Annotated in this window: 5 protein-coding genes; 4 read left to right on the forward strand and 1 reads right to left on the reverse strand. The window is 37.9% G+C overall.

Going from position 1 to position 4,302, the window contains the following annotated elements; genetic code table 11:
• The 4 genes from NZ519_12590 to NZ519_12605 all read left to right on the forward strand — a co-directional run.
• A partial coding sequence (locus NZ519_12590) for an MgtC/SapB family protein (protein ID MCS7029592.1) occupies positions 1-654 on the forward strand: 654 nt, incomplete at its 5' end.
• Positions 655-755: 101 nt separating this feature from the next.
• Positions 756-2,135: a magnesium transporter gene (gene mgtE, locus NZ519_12595; protein ID MCS7029593.1), complete on the forward strand. Its 1,380-nt coding sequence runs from the start codon at positions 756-758 to the stop codon at positions 2,133-2,135.
• 69 nt (positions 2,136-2,204) lie between these two features.
• On the forward strand, positions 2,205-3,638 hold the full coding sequence (locus NZ519_12600; GenBank protein MCS7029594.1) for a DUF5982 domain-containing protein: 1,434 nt from the start codon (positions 2,205-2,207) through the stop codon (positions 3,636-3,638).
• Between the two features lie 100 nt (positions 3,639-3,738).
• On the forward strand, positions 3,739-3,927 hold the full coding sequence (locus NZ519_12605) for a hypothetical protein (protein MCS7029595.1): 189 nt from the start codon (positions 3,739-3,741) through the stop codon (positions 3,925-3,927).
• A gap of 191 nt (positions 3,928-4,118) precedes the next feature.
• Here NZ519_12605 and NZ519_12610 read toward each other — a convergent pair.
• Positions 4,119-4,302 (reverse strand): hypothetical protein (locus tag NZ519_12610; GenBank protein MCS7029596.1); only part of this gene is annotated, 184 nt, incomplete at its 5' end.

A 4,302-nucleotide genomic window follows, 5' to 3' on the forward strand; every position in this document is an offset into this window, starting at 1 on the left:
CAATGGCGCAAGAAAAGTGCAGGATTAAGGACAAATACTTTGGTTGCCTTAGGCGCTGCTGCTTTTACCTTAATTTCTTACTCACTCACTTCATTAGAAGATGGAGTGTATAAAGGCGATGCTACTCGTATTATTGGTCAGATTGTTACAGGAATAGGTTTTTTGGGCGCAGGAGTCATAATGAGAGATGGCTTAAACGTACAAGGACTTAATACCGCAGCTACATTGTGGTGTTCTGCATCCGTAGGTGCTTTTTCAGGAGTAGGATTATACTACGAAGCAGTTATTGTAGCCGCAGCTATTATTATTACTCATATTGTTTTAAGACCCATCGGAAATAGGATAAGTAAAACTCCTATGCACAAAGAAGGCGAAACAGGCGAATTCTTTTACACTATTCAACTCACTTGTAAAGAGCATGTAGAAAATCACATAAGAGCGTTAATTCTAAGCTTACTTAAAAACGATCCACACTTACAGCTTCGTTCTCTTAAAAGTAGAGACACCGATGACCCTGTCTTCTCACGTATTGAGGCACGAATTTACGCCTCTAGTAAGCATGATACAGAAATGGAAAAAATAGTAGCCAGCTTGACATTAGAATACGGTGTAATAGAAGTAAGCTGGGAAAGAGAAGAAGTAAATAACTTTTAGCTTTTTCTCACAGAAGTTAAATAAATAAAACTGCTTGAAAAATCAAGTAGTAGAGGTAGTACATTTTTCTAAAAACATCAAAAACTTAACAAGAAAGGCGTATGAATAGAACAGAATGGATTAACCTCATTAGCGCGGACAGTAGTTTAGAGCAAGCTATACAAAACTTGCCATTTTTGAAAAAGCTACCTGCCGTAGAAATAGCAGAAATTTTGGAAAACGTTGAGGATAGCCAGCTAATTACTCTTTTAGATCACTTTTCTTTGAGAGAACAAGGGCTGATCGTGTCTCATTTATCAATTGCAAAACAAATTAGTGTCTTTAAGATAACCTCCCCTAAGCGTTTTGCAGAGATATTTGAGTACATGCCTTCGGATAGTAGAACAGACTTGTTTCAAAGTTTGAAGCCAAAAGAGCAAGCAGATATTCTGCCATTTTTGTCCAAAAAAACACGAGAGAACGTTTTACAGCTTAGTGCATATCCACCTGAAACTGCGGGAGGAATTATGACTACGGACTTTGCCACAGTCCAAAGTCAAATGAACATTTTAGAAGCGATTGAAAAGGTTCGCCACGATGCCCCCTCTAAAAAAACAATATACTACATCTACGTAACTGATGAGGAACAGAAAATGGTTGGATTCGTAACACTCAAAGACCTTATACTAGCAGCACCTAACTTGAAGGTAGAACAAGTACTTCACAAAGATTTTATTTTTGCTTATGTAGATGATGATAGAGAAACAGTCGCTAAATTGATTGATAAGTACAATCTTGTGGCTATTCCTATCCTCAATCGTAGTAATCAGCTATTAGGAATTGTAACACACGATGAAGCAATAGACATAATACGCGCTGAACATTCGGAGGACATGCAAAAATTTATGGGTATTATAGAAGCTAATCAGGAATTTAATTACTTAGGTACAAGTTCTTGGATACATTTCAAAAGGCGCGTAGTATGGATTGTATCTTTGGCAGCAATTGGAATTATCTCGGGGCTAATAATACACAACTACGAAAATGCGTTAGAAAAGTTACTCATTTTAGCTCTCTACATGCCTATGGTTGCTGATACAGGTGGTAATGCAGGAAGTCAAGCGGCTACAGTTGTAGTAAGAGCTTTAGCCTTAGGTCAAGTGAGCGTTCGTAATTGGATAACCATTTTGTGGAAAGAAACTAAAATATCGTTTCTATTAGCTATCTGTTTAGGTATCCTGGCTTACGCTAAAGTACTTTTTTTAAGTTGGGAAACAGAAATTCCAAGTGAATACTCTCTGCCTGTAATTGCACTGATGATAACGTTAGCACTATCTCTTCAAGTAATTACAGCTACTATCATAGGGGCAGCTTTACCGCTAATTGTCAAAAAAGCAGGGGGAGATCCAGCTGTAGCGGCAAGTCCAGCCATTACTACTATCGTAGATATCACAGGATTGTTGATTTACTTTAATATCGCAACATTGTTTTTTAAAATTTAATAAAAATTAAAAAAGTAATCTTAAAAAATTATGAAAAAAGCTCCATTTGTACTTACTTCATTCTTGAGTGTGCTTTGCATACTTAATGCACAGCAAATAGACAGTATTAACAAAGGTCCAAAACTACCTTTCTACATTCATCCCTCAAAAAGAATCTCTGATGAGGAGCTGAAAGTCAAAAAAGAAGGGTATTTTGTAACAGGTTTGCCCGAAGTAGAGCGCAATCCCATTAACGGAATAGGGATTGGGGGTAATATCTACATTTACAACAACCGCACAAAAAACGACCCATTTTTCGCCTATACTCCTTACCGCGAACGATACACAGGATTCTTTAAGATTTTTCAAAGTGGTAAATGGCAGGGTGATATTAACATGGACTTTCCGTATATTTTCAACAGTAGATGGAGAGTTCGTATAGATGGTGTATTTGAAAACGACCCTAATTTTCAATACTATGGCTTTGGTACAAATACTATGCGACACCTTCGCTTCGTGGACAAGACCACAGGTATTCACAGAGATTACAAGCGATTTGATGAATACTTCTCTAACCTTGCTCTAATAAGAGCAGGTAATACTGCCATTGGCGAAGCTGCTCTAGTAACCGATCGGCATTACAATGAATTAGACTACACTGAAAATTTGTACAATATACTCGGTGAACGCACTTTTGCAGGAGGTAGAGGTAGGTTAATGTTTGGTTATGAACTGCTAAAAATTAAAATTAAAGACTACTTCAACAGACCTGCGGAAGAGGCTTTTGACGTAAATGGGAATAGAATGGAAAATGTTCTCAACGGTAGAACACGTTTGACAGAGGATTACTTAGGTTTATCGCCTGGTAATCCTTGGGCAAAATATAATATCGCAGGATATAACGGAGGCACAGAAAGCATTGTAGCTTTTGCAATTATGTATGATACCCGAGATTTTGAACCTGACCCTTCTAGCGGCTTTTTGATTGAATACTCCCACGAACATTCGCATAAATGGACTTTCTCTCAATTTGATTTTGACAAAAACTTGCTACAAAGTTCATTTTATCAAAAACTATTTCCAAAATACATCAAAAGAATGGTGCTTGCAGTCAATGCGGATATAGGATATATATGGGGCAAAAAAATTCCTTTCTACGAAGCTTTTGATTTATCTAGCCAAGCAGAAGCAGGAGGTACAGAAGTATTAGGCGGAGCAAGGTCTTTGCGTGGCTTTCGGGAATATAGATTTGTCGGACCGCTCACTGCTTTAATAAATGTAGAATTACGTACGCGGCTGTATTCTTTTAATATAGCCAAGCAGCACCTTTCCTTTGATATCATGCCTTTTTTAGACACGGGCAGAATTTGGAACGAGATTAGAGAATTTGGCTTTTACAACTACAAGTACAACTACGGTATAGGTGCTAGAATGGGCTGGAATCAATCTACTATTTTGAGAGCAGACTATGCAATTAGTAAGGAAACTAGTCAGTTTTTCTTTGGCTTTTCTCATATATTTTAATTCAGCAGTAGATTTTCTATGGATATATTAAGTCTATTTTATTTTTACAAAGAAAAAGAATAGGTATGAATTAGTTATTAAGTTAAGTATTTTTTTGGGCGTGTCCTTGCCCACGTCTCGCTACGCTCGTGTGGGCAAGGTCGGCGTGCTACGGGCTGCGCTATCGCTTCGGTGCTTCGCTAACGCTACGCACTGCTTGACGCACCCTCCGCATGCCTCACGCAAGAACCTTGGCAGGTCGGCAGATGCTATTTATTCAAAGTTCTACCCTGTAAGTACCCCAAAATGAATACTAAATAAGGTAAAAATATATTTTAACCTTGTAAATTATTGAAAATCAATTCAAAATAAAGTAAAATTTTGAGAATCAGGGTTAAAGAGTTGCAAAAAGTCCGTGCATTCAAGGTTTAACCTTGTATATCCTTGAAAATAAATGTAAAACAAGGTAAAATAACATCACTTGAAATAAGGTAAAAAATTTTAACCTTGTAAGCAGTTGATAACCCGTATTAAACAAGGTAAAGCTAATGTATGTCTAAAAATGAGGTAGAACATGAAAATACAGTTTGCGTGAGGGATACGGAGCATGCCGTCAGGCAGTGCGCAGCGCAGCGTAGCACCGAGCGTGAGCGTAGTGCGTAGTAGCCCGACCCGAAGCGCAGCG

This window comes from Bacteroidia bacterium (genome assembly GCA_025056095.1).
In the GTDB taxonomy this organism is placed as follows: Bacteria; Bacteroidota; Bacteroidia; order JANWVE01; family JANWVE01; genus JANWVE01.

Bases quoted from the DNA above. Each gene is read 5' to 3' on its own strand.
- mgtE (MCS7029593.1), top strand. From the start codon at position 756: ATGAATAGAACAGAATGGATTAACCTCATTAGCGCGGACAGTAGTTTA.